The sequence below is a fragment of the Streptomyces sp. NPDC048590 genome (assembly GCF_043199535.1).
Lineage (GTDB): Bacteria > Actinomycetota > Actinomycetes > Streptomycetales > Streptomycetaceae > Streptomyces.
This window is the reverse complement of the sequence record NZ_JBICWC010000001.1, coordinates 859,909-875,287: the sequence shown is the minus strand read 5'-3', so window position 1 is coordinate 875,287 and position 15,379 is coordinate 859,909. Positions and strand designations below refer to the sequence as shown.

The following is a 15,379-nucleotide window of genomic DNA, read 5'->3' as shown; positions in this document are numbered from 1 at the left end:
GCCGGGCCATGAACACTGAGCGGAAGATCGCGGTCGTCACAGGTGCCGGGTCGGGGATCGGCCGGGCGGTCGCCCTGACCCTGGCGGGTGCGGGATGGACGGTGGCCCTGGCGGGACGGCGGGCCCCGGCCCTCGAGGAGACGGCCGCCGCGGCCCGGCCCGGCGCGACCGTGTGCCTGCCCACCGACGTGAGCGACCCGGCCGGAGTCTCGGCACTCTTCGGCGCCGTGGGCGACCGCTTCGGGCGGCTGGATCTGCTCTTCAACAACGCGGGGACCTTCGGACCGCGCGCGGCGCCGGTCGAGGACATCGAGTACAAGGACTGGCGGACGGTCGTGGACGTCAATCTGACCGGGACGTTCCTGTGCGCCCAGGCGGCGTACCGCCTGATGAAGGAGCAGGACCCGCAGGGCGGCAGGATCATCAACAACGGGTCCATCTCGGCCCACGCACCCCGGCCGCACTCCATCGCCTACACGGCGACCAAGCACGCCGTGACCGGTCTGACGAAGTCCCTGTCGCTGGACGGGCGGCCCTACCGGATCGCCTGCGGGCAGATCGACATCGGCAACGCGGCGACCGAGATGACCGAACGGATGAGTGCGGGGATCCTCCAGGCCAACGGTGAGGTCGTGTCCGAGCCGGTGATGGCGGCGGACGACGTGGCCCGCACGGTCCTCCACATGGCGGAACTGCCGCTGGAGGCCAATGTGCAGTTCGCGACGGTGCTGGCGACGAACATGCCGTACGTGGGCCGGGGCTGACCCGTCCGGCCTCGCTCGCGCCCGGAGGAGCGTGTCGCGGAACTCGCTCCGCAGAGAAGTGACTTACCCGCTTCCGTATTCGTGCCCCGAAAGGCGCGCACTGCCCGTATGCTGTGACCTTCACGGCTCGCACACACAAGGAACACATCGCATGCGCACGCATGCCGGCCCCTGAGGGGCACCGGCGTGCACGCCTGCCACCGACCACAGTGGACGGGCCGCCGCGGCCGGGGGGTCCGCGGGTGCGGCCAGGGGTGGTCCGGGGAGTCAGGACCCCGGACCACCCTGGGGGAGGTTCCCGCCGGGGATTCCGGAATACCCACCGGCGATGCCCGGTTGAGCAGCGGCATGAGCACACACCCAGGGGCCGACGTCCTCCGTTACACCGCCTTCTCCGCCGACCCCGACGGCGGCAACCCCGCAGGGGTCGTCCTGGACGCCTCAGGGCTCGACGACGCGGCGATGCAGGCGATCGCCGCCGAGCTGGGCTACAGCGAGTCGGCGTTTCTGACCGCCGCGGACGGGCACGGCGGTCACACCGTGCGCTACTTCAGCCCGAAGGCCGAGGTCCCCTTCTGCGGCCACGCGACGGTGGCCACCGCCCTCGCGCTCGCCGAGCGGGACGGCCCTGGCGACCTGGTCTTCTCCACCCTCGCCGGCCAGGTCCCGGTCACGGTCACCCGGGAGGCCGGCGAGCTGCGCGCCACCCTCACCAGCGTCGAACCGCACATCGCGGAGATCACCCCCGGCGACCTGGCCGAGGCGCTGGCCGCCCTGGACTGGCGGGAGACCGAACTGGACCCGGGGTTCCCGCCCCGGATCGCCTTCGCCGGGGCCCGGCACCTGGTACTCGCGGCGGCGACCCGGGAGCGGCTGGCGGACCTGTCGTACGATTTCGCCCGCCTGGAAGCCCTGATGCACCGGCTCGATCTGACCACCCTTCAGCTGGTGTGGCGGGAGTCGGGAACGGTCTTCCACGTCCGGGACCCGTTCCCGGTCGGCGGAGTCGTCGAGGACCCGGCGACGGGTGCGGCGGCGGCCGCGTTCGGCGCGTACGCGCGCGAGACGGGCCTGGTGCCTGAGGAGGCGACTCTCACCCTGCACCAGGGTGCCGACATGGGCCGCCCGGGCACCCTCACCGTCTCGCTCACCGCGGGCGACGCGCGGGTGGCCGTGAGCGGGACGGGGACCCGTATCGGTTGATACGAGACCCCGGGGCCCGCCGGGCGGACCGGACCGACGTGCGTCCGCCCGCCCCCTGAACCTGCCCGCGTCGGCCGGTCCGGGGCCTCAGCCGAGCAGGTCGGCGATCTCCTCGAGCTGCCTGGGCCGAAGAGGCCCGAGGGCGAGGGCGCCCGCGTTCTCCTCGGCCTGGGCCACGGTCCGGAAGCCGGGGATCGGCACGGTCAGCGGGCTCCGCGCCCAGAGCCAGCCGAGCGCACCCTGGGCGAGCGTACGGCCGTCGGCGGTGAGGATGTCGCGGACGGCCTCGACCCCTTTCGCCCAGCGCTCCGCCGGGACCCCGCCCTCCTCGAACCAGCCCAGCCAGGCCGGCGGGGTGGACCGGATGTCGCCGGCCGCGGCCCTCCGGCCCGGGTCGCGAGCGCCGGTGAGCAGGCCCATGGCCAGCGGGCTCCGGATGATGCTGAGCAGGCGCCGTTCCTCCCCCGTCCTCAGCATCTCGGGCGCGTCCTCCAGCACGTTGCAGGCGTGCTGGACGGCGGCGCAGTGCTCGCCCTCGGCGAAGAGGGCCGCGCGCTCCGGGTCGTCGGTGCTCCACGCGTAGGCCCGGATCAGCCCTTCCGCCACGAACTCCTCGCAGGCGTCACGCAGCTCGGCCGCCTCGTCGAGCGGCGCTTCACCCAGGTGCAGCTGATAGAGGTCGATGTGGTCGGTCCCCAGCCTGCGCAGCGAGGCGACGAGCGCCCGGCGGGCGTACGCCGGTGAGCTGTCGGCCTCGTGCATGACGCGGGTGCGCTCGTCGTAGCGATAACCCCACTTGGTGGCGATGACGGCCTCGTCCCGCCTGCCCGCCAGCGCCCTGCCGAGCACACGTTCGCTGTGGCCGGCCCCGTACGCGTCCGCGGTGTCGAAGAACCGCACGCCCAGGTCGAGGGCCCGGTGGATCGCGGCCACCGACTCCTCGTCGTCGACCCGGCCCCACCCGAGCGGGCTGCCGTCGGGCGTCGTGAACTCACCGCCGATCGCCCAGCACCCGAAGCCGAGCGCGCCGGTCTCGATCCCGGTGCGACCGAGAGTCCTCTTCTGCCAGTTCGTTTCCGTCTCCATGGCCGTGGACGCTACGAGTTGAAGCGCACGCGAGGTCAAGCCCGGTTCCCCGGCGGGCGCCGGACCGGTTTCGGGGACCTCACGGCCGGACCACGTAAACGCCCGCCCGCGCCGCCACTGCCGCCCTGTCCGGCATCTCGGCCGCGGTGCTGCTCAACTCGGCGCTCGTCCCGGCGGGCGCCCGTGCCGGCCAGGGTGTTCCTCGGCCGGTCCCGCAACCGAAAGTCCGCCTGGTCCACCGGGTGAGTCGAGTCCGGCCCGGAGGGCGTACGCGCGGCAGGATGGCGGTCATGGCACAACCGCTGACCGTCCCCAGCATGACCGCCGGAGCCGATTTCGTCCTGCGCCCCTGGGAGATGAGCGATCTGCCCCTCATCCGCCAGGCGGCGGACGACGACTACATCCCGAAGATCACCACGATCCCCTCCCCCTACTCCGACGACGCGGCGCAGGCCTATGTCAGGCGCCAGTGGGACCGGGCGGCCGCCGGGACCGGGTATCCGTTCGCCATCGCGCGGACCCGGGACCGGCAGCCGGTCGGCGCCATCGGGCTCTGGCTCACCGAGGAGGCCGAGGGGAGGGCCTCACTCGGCTACTGGATGACGGCACCCTTCCGCCGCCGGGGCGTGATGGGAGCGGCGCTGCGGACGGTCGCCACCTGGGCGCTGCACGAACTGCGCATCCCGAGGGCGCAGATCCTCGTCGAGCCGTGGAACACCGCGTCCGTACGGACCGCCGAGAGCGCCGGCTTCCGGCGCGAGGGGCTGCTGCGCGGCTGGCAGGAGATCGGAGGGAAGCGCCGGGACATGCTGATGTACTCGCGGCTGAACGGCGACCCGTCTCCGGGTGACCAGGCAGCGACGGGAAGCTGAACACGAGGGGTTACGATCGCGGGCACCGCCGCGGGCCCGCGGCACCGCAGGAGCAGAAGAACCGATTCCCCGGGAGAGCCGAGCCTTGTCCGTACCACGTGTCGGCGTGTCCGTCGTGACCATGGGAGACCGTCCGCGGCAGGTCGAGGCGCTGCTGGCCTCGGTCGCCATGCAGGACGCGCGCCCCGCCCGGGTGGTCGTCGTGGGCAACGGGTCACCGCTCCCCGACTACGCGTCCTTCCCCGGCCTCCAGGACCTGTCCGGCGGGGTGACGGTGCTGGAACTCGACGAGAACCTCGGCTGCCCCGGCGGCCGTAACGAGGCCCTGGAGGCTCTGGCCGGCTTCGGCGACGTCGACGTGGTCGTCGAACTGGACGACGACGGGCTCCTCGTCGACAAGGACGTGCTCAGCAGGGTCCAGGAGCTGTACTCCGCCGACTCCGGACTCGGCATCGTCGGCTTCCGTATCGCGGACGAGCACGGGGAGACCCAGCGCCGCCACGTCCCCCGGCTGCGGGCCAAGGACCCGATGCGCCGGGGCGAGGTCACCGCGTTCCTCGGCGGGGGCCACGCGCTGTCCATGGAGATGCTCGCCGGGACCGGCCTCTGGCCGGCCGAGTTCTTCTTCACGCACGAGGAGACCGATCTGTCCTGGCGTGCGCTCGACGCCGGCTGGAAGATCCTCTACGAGCCCGGGCTGCTGCTCCAGCACCCGAAGACGTCCCCGGCCCGGCACGCGGTCTACTACCGCATGACGGCCCGCAACCGCGTCTGGCTGGCCCGCCGGCACCTGCCGGCCCTGCTCGTACCCCTCTACCTCGGCACCTGGGTGCTGCTCACCGTCGCACGCACCCGCTCGGTCACCGGCCTGAAGGCGTGGGCGGCGGGCTTCGCCGAGGGGATGCGCACCGAGTGCGGTGCGCGCAGGCCGATGCGCTGGCGCACAGTGTGGCGGATGACCCGGCTGGGACGCCCGCCGGTGATCTGACGCCGGGACGCGGAACGGCGGGGCTGCGTGATCCCTCAGGCCTGCCCGGTCCGGCTGGCGCGGCCGGCGAGGCCGTCACGGGACACCCCTGCCTGGAATCCCTCAGGCCCGCCCGGCCGCCGCGCTCCACCGATAGCGCACGTCCGGTTCGCCCTCCTCGTTGCGGGAGCCGTCGTCGTACGCCACGGCGGTGAATCCGTGCCGCTCGTAGAAGGCGCGTGCCCCGGTGTTGCGCCGGAAGGTATGGAGACCCAGCTCGCCCCGCGAGGCGCTCTTCACCCGCTCCAGCAGGAGGGTTCCGATGCCCTGTCGCAGCGCGCCGGGCCGTAGGTAGAGATGGTCGAGCTCGTCCCCGTCCAGCGCGGCGAAGCCCAGCAGTTCCCCCGTCGACCCTTCCGCCACCCACACCCGGCTGCCCGGCAGGACGACATGGGTGATCCAGGCGAGGGTGTCCGCGTCGCTGTGCACCCGCCGCAGCCCGGGCAGTGCCGCGGCCCGGGAGGCGAGGAAGATCGCGGTGATCTCCCCGGCGTCCCCCGGGGCCGCCTCCCGCAGCAGCACGGCCGTCCCCCGGTCCGTCACGTCGCTCCCCTTTCGTCCGGTGAACCGAACGCACAGGTATAGCAGGGGAATCGCCCGTCATGGCCGAAACGCCGGGACGGGGTGCGGCTCCCCGGGTACAGGGTGGGATGCGTTGCATAATGCGGCCTCAGGCAACGCCGACCGCCCACCCGAGGAGTCCAGCCGTGGCTTTGACCCGTGAAGAGCGTGAGCAGTTCCTGGCCGAACCACATGTCGCCGCACTGGCCGTGGACGCGCAGGAGGAGGGCAGGGCGCCGCTCACCGTGCCGATCTGGTACCAGTACGAAGCCGGCGGCGATCTCTGGATCATGACGGGCCGTGACTCCCGCAAGGGCACCGCCATCGCCGCCGCGGGCCGGTTCAGCCTCATGGTGGACCGCGTCTCCCCGACCGTCCGCTACGTCTCCGTCGAGGGGCCGGTCACCGACACCTCCCCTGCCACCCGCGAGCTGCTGACCGAGATCTCCTCGCGCTACCTGCCGGCCGACAAGGTCGAGGCATACGTCGACTTCGCATGGAAGTCCCACGGCGAACAGGTCGTGATCCACATGCGCCCCGAGCACTGGCTGAGCACCGACCTCGGGGCGTTCTGACCCGTCGTCGGCCCGGTCTCCGCCCGCTCCCCCACACCGCCGGGGGGAGCGGGCGGTGCCGTGTTCCGGCCGCACTGAACCACTGATTCCGGTCATCACATCTTCGTACTGATCTTGCGGCATAGATCGTTTAGGCTCTGGGCAGCATCAGGGCGCACATGATGGGCCATCAAATTGCGCCTCAAAACGTGCACTTCGAGTCAATGGGCGTCAATACCGATCGCCCTGTCGCAGGGGCGGGGGCCTGCGAACCGTGTCAAGAGAGGACACCCATGCCGCAGGACGTCACGTTCGACCTCCCCTTCGAGGCCCCGGTCAGCGAACACCTCGACCAGGCCCGCGAGCGCCATCTGCGCTGGGTGTGGGAGATGGGCCTGGTGCGGAGTCAGGCGGGATTCGAGGAGTACCAGTCCTGGGACCTGCCCCAGGCGGCGGCGCGGACGTACCCCTACGCCTCGGCCGAGGACATGGTCGTACTGATGAACTGGTTCTCCCTGGCCTTCCTCTTCGACGACCAGTTCGACTCCGGGAGCCCCGACCGCGCGGACCGGATAGCCGAGGTCGCACGGGAGCTCATCGCCACACCGCTGCGCCCCGCCGGGACGCCCCCGCGTGTGGTCTGCCCCATCACCAACGCCTGGGCCGAGGTCTGGGCGCAGCTCTCGGATGGCATGTCCCTGACTTGGCGCACCCGCTTCGCGGCGTCCTGGGGGCGCTTCCTCGTGGCGCACACCGAGGAGGTCGACCTGGCCGCCAGGGGCCGGGCGGGATCGCTCGGCATCGAGGAGTACGCGGAGTTCCGCCGTCGCACCGTGGGCATCCACCACAGCATCGACGCCGGTGAGCGCAGCCGCGGCTTCGAGGTACCGGCGCAGGTCCAGGCCCACGGCCTGATGGTCAGGATGCGTGACCTGGCCGCGGACACCATCGGCTTCATGAACGACATCCACTCCTTCGAGCGCGAGAAGCGGCGGGGGGACGGACACAACCTCATCGCCGTACTGCACCGGGAGCGCGGCGGCTCCTGGGAGGAGGCCGCCGACGAGGCATACCGGATGACCACGGAGTGCCTCGACGAGTACCTGGAACTCGAGGCGCGCGTACCGGGGATGTGTGACGAGCTGGGCCTCGGCGGTGACGAGCGCGATCAGGTGCGGATGGGCGTGGAGGCCATCCAGCACTGGATCAGCGGGAACTACGAGTGGGCCCTGACCTCGGGCAGGTACGCCGCCGCGAAGGAGGGCCCGGCCGCGACCGCGGAGCTCGCGGGACGCGGGTCGCTGGACGACCTGCTCGCCGTCTGACCCGTCCGGCCCCCGCGTCCCGCCCGGCCGGGCGGGACGCGGGCCGGCCGCTCCCCGGTGAGCTCGGCCTCAGCCGGCGTGCGGGGTGAACTCGACGGGGAGGGAGTCCAGCCGGGCCTCCCAGGTGGAGGCCGTCGAGGTGAGCTCGTCGGCGGGTACGGACAGCCGCAGTCCGGGCAGGCGGTGCAGCAGGGTGTCGACGGCGGTCTCGATGATGGCCTGGCCGATGTTCTGGCCGGGGCACTCGTGAGGGCCGCCGCTGAACGCGAGGTGCGACTGGTTCCCGAGCACGGAGACGCCCTCGTCCGGCCGGATGTCCGGGTCGAGGTTCCCGGCGGCGAGTCCGAGCACCAGCAGGTCGCCCTCCCGGATCCGCGTACCGCCCAGTTCGAGGTCCGAGGTGGCGAACCGGCCGGGGAGGACCGCCAGGGGCGGGGTGTTCCACATGACTTCCTCGACGACCTCGGAGACGGCCCGCCGGCCGCCGACGAGTCCGGCGAGCCGGGAGGAGTCGGTGAGGATCAGTTCCAGCACCCGGGCCAGCAGATTGCTGGTGGTGGTGTGCGCGGTGATGAGGACGAGCCGCAGATGGCTGAGGATCTCGCCCTCGTCCAGGTCCGCGTCGTGGCCGAGCAGTCCGGTGGTGAAGTCGGGTCCGGGCTCGATCCGCTTGCGTTCCGCGAGCTCCGCCAGGATCCCCATGATGCGGTCGTTGTGTTCGAGTGCGTCCGGCCCGCCCTTGATGACCTGGGCGCAGGAGACCGCGAGGCTGCGCCCCTCGGCCGCCGGGAGCCCGAAGAGCCTGGTCAGCACGAGCATCGGCAGGTATTCGGCGTAGTCCCCGACCAGGTCGGCGGTGCCCGCCTCGGCGAACGCGTCGATCTGCTTGTTCGCGAAGTGCGTGACATGGCGCCGGATCCCGCGCCCCGCGACGGTGTCCAGGTTGTCGGTGACGGCCCTGCGCAGCCTGCGGTGCGGTTCGCCGTCCTGGGAGACGCAGTCGGGGCGCCAGCCCAGCATCTGGATCAGCGGTGAGGTCTCCTCGACACGGCCGTCCTTCCAGTCCTGCCAGATCCGTGAGTCCCGGCTGAACTGCAGCGGGTTGTCGAGCACCCGCCTGCTCTCCCGGTAGCCGAGCACCAGCCAGGCGCGGACGTCCCCTTCGAGCAGCACCGGCGCCACCGCCCCGTACTCCTTGCGCAGCCGGCCGTAGATGCCCTGCGGGTCGACCGCGGCGTCCGGCCCGTACAGCCGGGTGAGCCCGTCGGCACCGCCGTGCGCGACGGGGCAGCCCCGGGGGGCCTCCTCCCCCGCGGCCTCCGGGTGTCCGCCTCTCACCTCGTGGTCGTCGGTCATCGGGGCTCCAGAGCAGCTGCGGAACGCGCCTTCAGGTGGTGGATCAGCGCGATCAGCACATCACGGCTGGAGGCACGGTCACGGGCGTCGCAGGTCACGACCGGGGTGTGGTCGGGTATGTCCAGGGCGTCGCGGATCTCTTCGATCGGGTGGTCCTTGGAGTCGGGGAACACGTTCAGGGCGATGACGAAGGGGACGTTCTGCCGCTCCATCTCCTCGATGGCCCGGAAGCTGGACGCCAGGCGGCGGGTGTCCACCAGGACCACCGCGCCCAGGGCGCCCTTGAACAGGCCGTTCCACAGGAACCAGAACCGCTCCTGCCCCGGTGTCCCGAAGAGGTAGAGCACCAGCTCCTCGTTGAGGCCGATCTTCCCGAAGTCGAGGCTGACGGTGGTCTCCTGCTTGTCCGCCACCCCGATCAGGTCGTCGACGTCCACACTGGCCTGCGTCAGCGTCTCCTCGGTGGTGAGCGGCTTGATGTCGCTGACCGAGCGCACCAGGGTGGTCTTCCCGGTGCCGAACCCGCCGGCGATCATCACCTTCACCGAGCGGGTTCCGCCGTCGGCCGCGTGACGGCCTGGGCGGTCAAAGCCTTTGAAGTCCACTGAGTACCTCCTCAAGGAGCGCGAGGTCGGGCGCGCGGCCGACGGCTGACGCCGGGATGGGGTCACGGGCTTCGACGCGGCCTGCGTCCAGCAGATCGGCCAGCAGCACCGCGAGGATGTTGAAGGGCAGTCCGAGATGGGCGCCGAGCTCGGCCACCGACAACGGCTCACGGCAGCGCCGGATGATCTCCTCGTGCTCGTGCTGCAGGCCCTGCCCGGTCGCGGAGCGGGAGCTGATCAGAGTCGCCACGTCCAGGGTCGACGCCGAACCCCCCGGTCCGCTGCGCCCTCCGGTGAGGACGTAGTAGCGCTCGAGACCGGGCGGGTCCGTGGGCCGGCGGGGACCACTCATCCAGAGTGCTCCTCCAGGCGCGGACTGGTGCCGAGGAGCTCTCCCATCCTGCGCGCCAGGTCTCTCATCTGGTGGCCGAGCAGGCCCTGGTCGAGCCCTTCTCGGGCGAGGACCCCGAGGTAGGTCTCCACCCCTGCCCGCACCACGAAGAGGTGGCCGCCGTCGACCTCGATCATCGCCAGGCGGAGTTGGCCGGCGTACTTGGGGAATTGCTCGGCGACGGGCTGGGCGAGCGCCTGCAAACCCGCGACCACGGCGGCGAAGCGGTCCACGTCGTCCGGGTCGTCGGCGCCGTAGGAGGTGATGGCCTTGCCGTCGCTGGAGGCCACGAGGGCGAAGCGGATCTCCCGGATGCTCTCCGTCAGATCACGGAGCGCCCAGCTCACGTCGGTTCCCTGTTGCGTCATGGGGACTAGTCGCTCTCTTCCGTACGTACGTACTCACGGCCGGCATTCGTCTCGCGTGCGTCCGGGTCGGCGTCGGCCGGGGCCGTCGTACCCGCCGGACCGCTCTCGCGTCCCGCCGTGGCGAAGGCGGCGAGGCCGGCGAACGAGGCGTCCGGCGGCACGGCGGCCACCGACTCCGGGGTCCTCGCGGGCAGGACGCCGGTGGTCCGCCCGGTCACGGACTCCTCGGTCCCCCCGGCCGCGCCGGCCGGGGCCGACGGTGCGTCCGCCCTCCTGCTCCTGCGCCGGGGCAGTCCGCCCGGGGTGGTGTCCATGGCCGGCGGCGCTTCCGTCGTCGTCCCGGTGATGTCCGCGAGGGCCGCTGCCGCGGCGACCGGCCCGGGAGCCGGCTCGTTCCCCGCCGCGGCGGCGGGCACGGACGGTTCGACGACCGACGCGGGCAGATGGCTGAAGTACTTGTGCGGGACGACCACGACGACGGACGTGCCGAGCCAGGGCGAGTCCGCGAAGGTGACACGGATGCCGTAGCGGCGCGCCAGGGCGCCCACCACGCGCAGGCCGAGGTTGGCGTCCTCGGAGATGCCGCCGAGGCCGGGTCCCTTCGAGGTGCCCGCGATGGCCTGCTCCGCCTCGCGCTTGCGCTCGTCGCTCAGGCCCTTGCCCGAGTCCTGGATCTCGATGCCGACGCCGTTGGGCACCTCCTTGCCGGAGACCACCACGGGCTCGGTCGGCGGGGAGTAGCGCGCCGCGTTGTCCAGGAGGTGGGCGAAGATCAGGGTGAGGTGGTCCACCAGGGAGCCGTCGACACCGAGTTCGGGCAGCTGACGCACCTGGACGCGGTTGAAGTCCTTGATCCGGCCGATCCCGCCGCGTACGACGCTGAGCAGCCGCTGGGGGTCCTGCCACTGGCGCCCGGGCCGGTCGGAACCGCCGAGTACGCCGATGCTGGCGGCGAGGCAGTCGGCGGGGCCGATCTCCTGGTCCAGCTCCATGAGGCCCTGGGCCACGGCGGGCAGCCGCCCGTGTTCGCCCTGCATCTCGTGGAGCCGGCCGCGCAGCCGGCCGGTCAGCACATGGATCCGGCTGCCGATGCCCACCACGGCCTGTTCGGCGGAGGTTGAACGATTCAGCTCCTCCTCGAGACCGAGGAGCGCGGTGCGCAGGACCTTGCGCAGTGCGGCACGTGTCCGGGCGTCCGCGTCCGTCTCCTGGCCGACCTCCGCCAGGATGTCGTCGATGGCCTCGCCCTCGCGGAGCCGCTTCACGGCTTCCGGGAGATGGGCGTCGCCGAGCCGGACGACGAGTTCCCGCTGGAGTTCGAGCCGCTGCTCCCAGTCGCGGGTCCGGGCCGCGAGGCCCTCCTCGTTCGCCTGGCCGCTCTCGGCGAGATGGGACTCGAACCGGTCCCTCTGTTCCGCCAGTTGGGCTTCCAGGGCGGAGCGTTCGGCCGCGAATCTCTGTTCCCGGTCCGCGACATCGGCGTAGCGCTGCCGGGAGTGCTCCGCCTGCGACGACCGGAACTCATCGCCCGCGCGCCGCAGTTGCGCACGGGAACGGATCAGGAGCCGCACACAGACCGAGCCGGCGACGGTGACCGCCGCTCCCGCGAAGGTCGCGGGTATCTGGACCTCGTCCGGTCCGGCCACCGCGGTGACGACGGTTCCGGCTCCCAGCGCCAGCGGCATCAGCCACCAGCCGAGCCAGGCGACAGGGGTCCGCGCCACCGGTTGTGGAGTGGCAAGTTCCATCTGCATCCTTCGAGTGCACCACTTTCGAACGGGGGCGGTGCGGGCAGCGCCCGTGGGGAGCGCGCAGCATCGCGGCGGCAAAGTGACATCACGTCAACTCGCCGCGCCGCAGGGGAGCCTATCGGGTTCAGCGGCTAACTGATCAACCGTCCTCCGCATATCGGGAGGTATTCGATCACGGGGTGGCCGGAACCCTTTACGCCTCCCGGAACGGGGCCCCTTACAGCCCGGCAACCCGGGCCGGGCGGCCCGGTGGACGGCCGGCGCACCTGGCCGGAACACGCCGAAGCGGCGGGCCCCCGCGCGATGCCGGGGTGCCCGCCGCCGTGTCCGTACCCTTCAGCGGCCGTCGGGCGGCGGGACGAGCCCTTCGGCCGCCAGGCCGGCGAGCACCGCCTCCCCCAGGGCGTGCACCGCGGACTGCGGGCGGACCATCACCGTGAACTCCTTGACGCGGCCGTCCTCGTCGAACTGGAGCATGTCGATCCCGTGGATCTGCTTGCCGTTCACCGTCGCCCGGAACACGAGGATCGCGGAGGGTGCGTCCGGCCCGCCGTTCCCCGCCTCGGCCGTGCCCTCGAACCGCCCGGTGTAGCGGAAGTCCTCGAAGGTCCGCAGCAGGACGCCGAAGAGCCCCAGCACCATGGGCCTGCCCTCGAATGGGGTGAACTTCACCGGGCTCCAGAGGCGGATGTCCTCGGTGAACAGCTCCTCCAGTGCCGCGAGATCACCCTTCTCCACCGCGGCGCGGAAACGATCGGCGGTCTGCTCCATGACTCCTCCTGCTGCTCGGTCCGGCGCTCCGGCGCTCCGGTCGGCCGGCTGCCGGGCACCTCTACATACTCAACAAAATGACTATTAACTTTCTTGAGTATGATGGGGAGGCGGACGCGAAAAGGGAAGGGGTCCCGACGATGGCCTTGCGACATGCCGTGCTGGCCGCGCTGCTGGACGGCGAGTACAGCGGATACCAACTGGCCAAGGCCTTCGACATCGGGGTGGCCAACTTCTGGCACGCCGTTCCCCAGCAGCTCTACACGGAGCTGGCCAAGCTGGAGCAGGACGGACTGGTCGCGGGGCGGCAGGTGGTCCAGGAGACCCGGCCCACCAAGCGGGTGTACCGGGTCACGGACGCCGGTCTCGCGGAGCTGGAGAGCTTCGCCGCGGCCGTGTCGAAGCCTTCGTTCATCCGCGACGACCTGCTCGTCAAGGTCCAGGCCGCCGATCGCGTCGACAGCGCTCCGCTCATCGCGCAGCTCGAGGAACGGGCGTCCGCGGCCGAGGCGAGGATCGAGCTCTTCGGGGGGCTGCTGCGGCAGATGCGCGGCGACGCGGACGAGGAGGAGTTCCTGCTCCGGGGCGAGCGGATCGGCCCGTATCTGACCTGCATGCGGGGCCTGGCCTTCGAGCGGGACACCCGGGACTGGTGCCTGCGGGTCGCGGCTCTCCTGCGCGAGAGGAGTGATGTCCGTGGCCGGCGGTGAGTACCTGCGCTACGTCGCCCTGGGCGACAGCCAGACCGAGGGTGTGGGCGACGGCGACGACGTCACCGGGCTGCGAGGCTGGGCCGACCGGCTCGCCGGGCACCTGGCGGCAGCCGCCCCCGCACTCGAGTACGCCAACCTGGCCGTGCGGGGGCGGCTCGCCCACCAGGTCCACGCGGAGCAGCTGGGCCCGGCCCTCGCCCTGCGTCCGGACCTGGCCACGGTGGTCGCCGGGGTCAACGACGTGCTCCGGCCCCGGTTCGACGCGGCGGAGGTCGCCGGGCACCTGGAGGAGATGTTCGCGGCGCTCACCGCGGGCGGGGCCCATGTGGCCACCCTGACCTTCCCCGACGTCGGGAAGATCGCCCCGGCCGCCCGGCCGGTCAGGTCACGGGTGCTGGAGCTCAACGCCCGTATCCGCGCCGCGGCCGAACGGCACGGCGTCACGGTCGCGGAGTGCGACCGGTATCCGGTCGCCACGGACCCTCGGCTGTGGAGCGCCGACCGCCTGCACGCGAGCCCGCTGGGCCACGAGCGGATCGCGGCCGCCGTCGCCCACTCCCTCGGGCTCCCCGGCAGCGACGACACCTGGGCCCGGCCCCTGCCACCGCTGACCGCCCTCACCGGCGGGCGGGCCGCCGTGGCCGAGGTGCGCTGGGCTGCCGGGTTCCTGGGTCCGTGGCTCGGACGCCGGCTGCGCGGCCGGTCATCCGGAGACGGCCGCACGGCGAAACGCCCTCAACTGCTGCCCTTCACCACCGCCGAGGTTCAGGACACGGGCGGCCTCTGACCGGCGTGGGCGTCGCTCCGGGGCGGCTCGGCGGGCGGCCCGGCCCGGTGATCGCGACGCCCTGCCGCCGGGATCCGAGCGGTTCGTAGGATGGTTGCCTAGGTCAACTGAAGCGGGAGTGACAGCATGCCCATTGCACTCGGTCTCGGTCTGCCGCAGGCGAACCAGTACGACATCGGCCGCGACGTCCCCTTGGTGGCGCGGGCCGCCGAAGCGGCCGGGTACGACAGCCTGTGGGTGTACGAGCGGATCCTCTTCCCGCAACCGGCCACCCAGGGCCTGTACGGGGTGCCGGGGCTCCCCTGGCCGGACAACTACCGCGGGGTGGCCGATCCCCTGATCACCCTGACACTGGCCGCCGCCGCCACCGAACGCGTCCAGCTCGGCACGAGCGTCCTCGTCGCCCCCTTGCACGTGCCCTTCCAGCTCGCCCGCTCCCTCGCCTCTCTGGACGCGGCCAGCGGTGGCAGGGTGATCGCGGGGCTGGGCACGGGCTGGTCCCTGGACGAGTACGCGGCCGCCTCCGTCGCCCCGTTCGAGCAGCGCGGCGCCGTCCTGGACGAGCTGCTGGACGTCTGCGCGGCCGTCTGGGGGCCGGACCCCGTCTCGTACAAGGGCCGGCTGACCACGATCGCACCCTCCGAGGTCGGCCCCAAGCCGGCCCGCCCCATCCCCGTCTACCTCCCCGCGAGCAGCCCCCGGGCGACCCGCCGCCTGGTCGACCGGGCGGAAGGCTGGATGCCGGTGGCGATGGGCCCCGCGCAGCTCTCGCAGCAGTGGCAGCGGGTACAGGAGGCCGCCGCCGAACGCGGGCGCGAGCGCCCGCTGGGCGTCTGGGCCCGCGCCAACGCCCGTTACACCGCCGAGCCGTTGCCGGGCGCCGACCGGAAGCCGTTCCATGGTGATGCCTCGCAGATCGTCGAGGATCTCGTCGCCCATGCCGCCACCGGGGTTCCCGCGATCCTGCTGGACCTCCAGGCGACACTCCGTGACGCCTCGGAACTCGTCGACGTAGCCACCGAGGTGTACGAGGGGGCGCGGGCGGCCGGGATCTGAGGACACACCCGCACCGACGCCGGCCGGTGGGCTGTCGCTCAGGACACCGCCGACCGGCGCTCCGTCCGCGGTCGGTGCGCGATCCCACGGCAGTCCCGGGCGGCCGGGGTCGCCGTTCGACCTGGTGCTGAGCTGGAGGTGTCAGGGCGCACCCAGCCTTGCCGAGTCCCAGCGCCTGTACGCCAAGGC

General features: G+C 72.2%; 17 protein-coding genes. 9 read left to right on the top strand and 8 right to left on the bottom strand.

The features are described from left to right. The first annotated feature begins 8 nt into the window (after positions 1 to 8). Positions 9 to 764: an SDR family oxidoreductase gene (locus ACGFNN_RS03815; protein ID WP_393552591.1), complete on the top strand. Its 756-nt coding sequence runs from the start codon at positions 9 to 11 to the stop codon at positions 762 to 764. 348 nt (positions 765 to 1,112) lie between these two features. Then, positions 1,113 to 1,967, top strand: coding sequence for a PhzF family phenazine biosynthesis protein (locus ACGFNN_RS03810; protein ID WP_393552588.1), 855 nt, complete (start codon positions 1,113 to 1,115; stop codon positions 1,965 to 1,967). Positions 1,968 to 2,054: 87 nt separating this feature from the next. On the opposite strand, the gene ACGFNN_RS03805 is transcribed toward ACGFNN_RS03810, so the two are convergent. Continuing rightward, positions 2,055 to 3,053, bottom strand: coding sequence for an aldo/keto reductase (locus tag ACGFNN_RS03805; RefSeq protein WP_393552585.1), 999 nt, complete (start codon positions 3,051 to 3,053; stop codon positions 2,055 to 2,057). A 290-nt stretch (positions 3,054 to 3,343) separates the two neighbouring features. Here ACGFNN_RS03805 and ACGFNN_RS03800 point away from each other — a divergent pair, with 290 nt between their 5' ends. Both ACGFNN_RS03800 and ACGFNN_RS03795 read left to right on the top strand, forming a co-directional pair. Then, a complete protein-coding gene (locus ACGFNN_RS03800; RefSeq protein ID WP_393552582.1) occupies positions 3,344 to 3,925 on the top strand; it encodes a GNAT family N-acetyltransferase in 582 nt (193 codons plus the stop codon). A gap of 85 nt (positions 3,926 to 4,010) precedes the next feature. Next, positions 4,011 to 4,913 carry a glycosyltransferase family 2 protein gene (locus ACGFNN_RS03795; RefSeq protein WP_393552579.1) on the top strand — a complete coding sequence of 301 codons (903 nt, stop codon included), beginning with the start codon at positions 4,011 to 4,013 and terminating at the stop codon, positions 4,911 to 4,913. 102 nt (positions 4,914 to 5,015) lie between these two features. Here ACGFNN_RS03795 and ACGFNN_RS03790 read toward each other — a convergent pair whose 3' ends face one another. Further along, positions 5,016 to 5,495: a GNAT family N-acetyltransferase gene (locus ACGFNN_RS03790; protein ID WP_393552577.1), complete on the bottom strand. Its 480-nt coding sequence runs from the start codon at positions 5,493 to 5,495 to the stop codon at positions 5,016 to 5,018. 164 nt (positions 5,496 to 5,659) lie between these two features. Here ACGFNN_RS03790 and ACGFNN_RS03785 point away from each other — a divergent pair, with 164 nt between their 5' ends. After that, entirely contained in the window at positions 5,660 to 6,088 is a 429-nt protein-coding gene (locus ACGFNN_RS03785) for a pyridoxamine 5'-phosphate oxidase family protein (protein ID WP_393552574.1), read from the top strand. A 272-nt stretch (positions 6,089 to 6,360) separates the two neighbouring features. Next, positions 6,361 to 7,392 (top strand): 7-epi-alpha-eudesmol synthase, encoded by a 1,032-nt coding sequence (locus ACGFNN_RS03780; protein ID WP_393552571.1) that lies wholly within the window; start codon positions 6,361 to 6,363, stop codon positions 7,390 to 7,392. 69 nt (positions 7,393 to 7,461) lie between these two features. On the opposite strand, the gene ACGFNN_RS03775 is transcribed toward ACGFNN_RS03780, so the two are convergent. The 6 genes from ACGFNN_RS03775 to ACGFNN_RS03750 all read right to left on the bottom strand — a co-directional run bounded on the left by ACGFNN_RS03775 (position 7,462) and on the right by ACGFNN_RS03750 (position 12,634). Next, positions 7,462 to 8,748, bottom strand: a complete 1,287-nt coding sequence (locus ACGFNN_RS03775; RefSeq protein ID WP_393552568.1) for a cytochrome P450 — start codon at positions 8,746 to 8,748, stop codon at positions 7,462 to 7,464. Continuing rightward, a complete protein-coding gene (locus ACGFNN_RS03770) occupies positions 8,745 to 9,353 on the bottom strand; it encodes an ATP/GTP-binding protein (RefSeq protein ID WP_362543823.1) in 609 nt (202 codons plus the stop codon). Before ACGFNN_RS03770 ends, ACGFNN_RS03775 begins: the two co-directional genes overlap by 4 nt. Then, positions 9,334 to 9,705 (bottom strand): DUF742 domain-containing protein, encoded by a 372-nt coding sequence (locus tag ACGFNN_RS03765; RefSeq protein ID WP_362543826.1) that lies wholly within the window; start codon positions 9,703 to 9,705, stop codon positions 9,334 to 9,336. Before ACGFNN_RS03765 ends, ACGFNN_RS03770 begins: the two co-directional genes overlap by 20 nt. Then, positions 9,702 to 10,112 (bottom strand): roadblock/LC7 domain-containing protein, encoded by a 411-nt coding sequence (locus ACGFNN_RS03760; RefSeq protein ID WP_073747478.1) that lies wholly within the window; start codon positions 10,110 to 10,112, stop codon positions 9,702 to 9,704. The genes ACGFNN_RS03765 and ACGFNN_RS03760 overlap by 4 nt, the downstream gene beginning before the upstream one ends. A gap of 5 nt (positions 10,113 to 10,117) precedes the next feature. Beyond that, entirely contained in the window at positions 10,118 to 11,860 is a 1,743-nt protein-coding gene (locus tag ACGFNN_RS03755) for an ATP-binding protein (protein WP_393552564.1), read from the bottom strand. Positions 11,861 to 12,199: 339 nt separating this feature from the next. Next, positions 12,200 to 12,634, bottom strand: a complete 435-nt coding sequence (locus tag ACGFNN_RS03750; RefSeq protein WP_393552562.1) for a nuclear transport factor 2 family protein — start codon at positions 12,632 to 12,634, stop codon at positions 12,200 to 12,202. Between the two features lie 140 nt (positions 12,635 to 12,774). On the opposite strand from ACGFNN_RS03750, the gene ACGFNN_RS03745 reads away from it, so the two are divergent. From ACGFNN_RS03745 to ACGFNN_RS03735, 3 genes are all read left to right on the top strand, one after another. Continuing rightward, entirely contained in the window at positions 12,775 to 13,344 is a 570-nt protein-coding gene (locus tag ACGFNN_RS03745; protein ID WP_393552559.1) for a PadR family transcriptional regulator, read from the top strand. After that, positions 13,331 to 14,134 carry an SGNH/GDSL hydrolase family protein gene (locus ACGFNN_RS03740; protein WP_393552556.1) on the top strand — a complete coding sequence of 268 codons (804 nt, stop codon included), beginning with the start codon at positions 13,331 to 13,333 and terminating at the stop codon, positions 14,132 to 14,134. Before ACGFNN_RS03745 ends, ACGFNN_RS03740 begins: the two co-directional genes overlap by 14 nt. A gap of 126 nt (positions 14,135 to 14,260) precedes the next feature. Then, positions 14,261 to 15,190: an LLM class F420-dependent oxidoreductase gene (locus ACGFNN_RS03735; protein WP_393552553.1), complete on the top strand. Its 930-nt coding sequence runs from the start codon at positions 14,261 to 14,263 to the stop codon at positions 15,188 to 15,190. Positions 15,191 to 15,379: the final 189 nt, after the last annotated feature.